This window comes from Streptomyces sp. NPDC001933, assembly GCF_042890955.1.
Classification (GTDB): Bacteria; Actinomycetota; Actinomycetes; order Streptomycetales; family Streptomycetaceae; genus Streptomyces.
The window spans coordinates 1-1273 of the sequence record NZ_JBIASS010000115.1 but is presented as its reverse complement, the minus strand read 5'-3'; the positions used below and the strand labels follow the sequence as shown (position 1 = coordinate 1273).

Genomic DNA, 1273 nt, shown 5'->3' with positions numbered 1-1273 from the left:
CGCACCGTCGCCTCACTTCCTCCCTTCGACTCCGGATCAGCAGGTAAACACGTCCGCAGCGTCGTGCCGTAATGCCGTGCCACCTCCACGATCTCCGGATTGCGGACCGCGATCCCGGCCACGTGATCGATCGTCGCGGTCTTCTCGTTGTCGGTGAGGACATAGACCGGAACCCCGCCCAAGCGGCGGAATGTCGCATCCAAACACGCCGCCACCGTCGGCAATGTCTTGTCCCAGATCGGGATCACCACCCGAAATCGCGACCACGCCAACCATGCGCAGAACAACGTCGTCTTCCGGCCGGAAATCGTTGGACCGTCACCGAAGTCGTACTGTAACCACAGCCCAGGTTCGGTTACCCACGGCCGATACACTCGCCGCCGACCAGCCCGAAACTGGGCCTTCGCCTCCGCGACCGTCCGGCGCGTGGTCCGCTCACCGCCGGTGAACCCCAGCGCGACGATCCGTTCGTGGATGACATCCGCGCGGACCTTGCCCTGCGAGCGGACCACCAACTCCTCGATCTTCGGCAGAAAGTCGTCGATCGCCCGCGCTCGATGCCGCCGGCGGTCCGGCGGCTGCCCCGCAGCGCGCATCTGCACATACCGGGCCACCGTGTGGTGATCACACCCAGCCAGCTCCGCCGCCGCCCGATAACTACCCGTGAGGTCGTACGCCTCCAAAATTTCCATGATCTCCCTGCTCGATTTCATCCACCCAGCGTTGCCGGGACCGAATCTGACTCACAGCAGGTGGGGAACTATCTGGCCGTACGCGGGGAGAAACCATGGCCACAAAATGCGCCATAAATGGCCGCCAGTGGGGAGCTTACGATGGCCGTCGACAGTGGTATCGGGCAATCCAGAGGGGAATGGCACCGAGAGTGATGGAGACTGCCATGAGGGCGAAAAAGGTTGCTGCCCAGCGTCCTCCGCTTGCATGATCGATGTCGGCGAACGACCATGCCAGGCACAGGATGTATGCGTACACGGCGGAGATCAGTGCGGCGAGCATGTGCGCTGTGACCGGATTGTCTGTGAGCGCCGTCCATTTCAGGATCGAAAACAGTGTCGTCGTGGCCATGGTGCCCGCTGTTGCGATCAGGAGGAATTTCACGGCTTCGGGGTAGCGCAGAAGCCTCGCGATCCAGCGCTGCGGCAGGGCGTACACGAGGGCTTGGGAGAGGATGGTCAGTGCCGAGGTCACGTTTGCGCTTTCCGGCGTGGGGGCTGGGGGAACATGTACGACGAAGGTGTCATGAGGTGCTCCGGCG

General features: G+C 63.2%; 1 protein-coding gene and 1 pseudogene. Both read right to left on the bottom strand.

Translation table 11 applies throughout. The annotated features are described in order from the left end of the window. A pseudogene (istA, locus tag ACFYY7_RS45645) lies at window positions 1–713 on the bottom strand (IS21-like element IS1415 family transposase); the annotation flags it as partial. 115 nt (window positions 714–828) lie between these two features. Beyond that, window positions 829–1273 (bottom strand): GtrA family protein (locus tag ACFYY7_RS45640; RefSeq protein WP_388672380.1); only part of this gene is annotated, 445 nt, incomplete at its 5' end.